The sequence below is a fragment of the Haloferax sp. s1 genome, from assembly GCF_058382125.1.
In genome coordinates this window covers 1-1445 of sequence record NZ_JBZRPK010000151.1, presented here as the reverse complement: position 1 = coordinate 1445, position 1445 = coordinate 1, and the positions used below count along the sequence as shown (strand labels likewise).

The window sequence follows — 1445 nt, the reverse complement described above, 5'->3', positions numbered from 1 at the left end:
GCGTTCAAATGGCGTTTCACTGCGCCGACGACGACGACCTGCTGGTTCGACTCTCTGCTGACCTCGGTTGTACGGTTCGCCTTCGCGGGGTCGTCCCCATCGAAGAACAGTCCTTGCTGTGTTTCCTCACCGTACGAGGCGTGACGACCGACGCGGTGTTCGACGAGTTGGTCACAGCAGCGGAAGTCGAAAACATCCGTCTGATTCGTGACCGGGGCGAGGAGTCGCTTCTCGAAGTTGCACTCTCAGCCGGGTCGACGATTACGACGCTCACCTCCTACGACGGCACCGTTTCGCGATTCGTCGCGGAGGATGGCGTCGCCCGTTTCGCCAGTGAGTTTTCTAACGAAACGCCACTTCGAGATGTGATGGCCGACCTCACCGACGCGTACCCCGACACTGAACTCGTGGCCAAACACGAGGTCGAACGTCCCGCACGCAACACGGCCGACTTTCGAGAGTCGCTGGCGACGCGACTCACCGACAAGCAGCAATCGGTCTTGCGGGCGGCCTATCTTGCGGGCTACTTCGAGTGGCCGCGCGGCAGTACCGCTGAAGACCTCGCCGATTCTATCGATATCTCCTCACCAACCCTGCATCAACACCTCCGAACTGCCCAGCAGAAGCTCCTAACGTCCTTTTTCGACGACGACGAGCCGGAAACCGAACCCCGACCCTAGGCCTTTAGGGTGTGGCGAGTAGCGCACAAACAATCGTTATTGATGTATGAATTACTAATATAATCAGATAATAGTCGAATGTACAGAGAACAGGTCGTATACCCTTGTTGAGGGCAGTAAGAGAATTTTTAATCAGCTACCTAGTGGTTTTTGATAGTTAGATAGCCTACTTATGCCCTTTGTCGAGACTCGTTAGCATGACATATGGCAGATGGTGACATTGAACTGGAGGCGCGGCTGGAAGAACAGGCGGAATTCGAACCCTCTGCAGAGTTCGTCGCGCAGGCGAACGTGTCGGACCCCTCGATTTACGAGGAGTTCGAGGAGAACTGGCCCGAGTGCTGGGAGCGGGCCGCCGACCTGCTTGACTGGGACGGCGACTACGATGAGGTACTCGATGACTCGAACCCGCCGTTCTACGAGTGGTTCACCGGGGGCAAGCTAAACGCCTCCTCCAACTGTGTCGACCGGCACGTCGAGAACGGTGACAAGAACCGGGTGGCAATCAAGTGGGAGGGTGAACTCGGCGAGACGCGGACCTACACGTATCAGGACCTCTACCGCGAAGTAAACGAGTTCGCGGCCGCACTTCGGGCACAGGGCGTCGAAGAGGACGACGTGGTGACCCTCTACATGCCGATGATTCCGGAGTTGCCCATCGCCATGCTCGCGTGCGCTCGCATTGGCGCGCCCCACTCGGTCGTCTTTGCTGGGTTCTCTGCCGAGGCGCTCGCGACGCGGATGAACTCCGCTGACTCCCGGTAT

The 1445-nt window shown here is 58.1% G+C and carries 2 protein-coding genes; both read left to right on the top strand.

Features of this window, described 5'->3' with window-relative positions; all coding sequences use genetic code 11:
* On the top strand, positions 1-680 hold a 680-nt coding region (locus tag QT222_RS01155), incomplete at its 5' end, for a bacterio-opsin activator domain-containing protein (protein ID WP_491476031.1).
* Between the two features lie 204 nt (positions 681-884).
* On the top strand, positions 885-1445 hold a 561-nt coding region (locus QT222_RS01150; RefSeq protein WP_491476030.1), incomplete at its 3' end, for an AMP-binding protein.